This is a genomic window from Microvirga pakistanensis, assembly GCF_004458765.1.
Lineage (GTDB): Bacteria > Pseudomonadota > Alphaproteobacteria > Rhizobiales > Beijerinckiaceae > Microvirga > Microvirga pakistanensis.
On record NZ_SPJX01000582.1, the window covers coordinates 1 to 223 of the forward strand.

The 223-nt window shown below is 68.6% G+C and carries 1 pseudogene; it reads left to right on the top strand.

Annotation, left to right across the window (positions count from 1 at the left end):
• A pseudogene (locus E4K09_RS23875) lies at positions 1-223 on the top strand (tRNA (adenosine(37)-N6)-threonylcarbamoyltransferase complex dimerization subunit type 1 TsaB); the annotation flags it as partial.

Consider the following 223-nt stretch of genomic DNA (forward strand, 5'->3'; position numbering starts at 1 on the left):
ATCCCCGTGGTGGGCGTGGCCACCCTTTCGGCCTTCCTGGCTCCGCTCATGGTGAACGAACGGCGGGGGCTGTTCACCGCCGCCCTCGACGCCAAGCACGGAAACATCTACATCCAGGCCATCGCTCCCGGCGGGCGCACCATCATCCCGCCGAGCCTCATGACCTATCGCGACGCGATTCGCGTGCTCGGCTCGGGCCCTCTCCTGATCAGCGGCTCGGCGG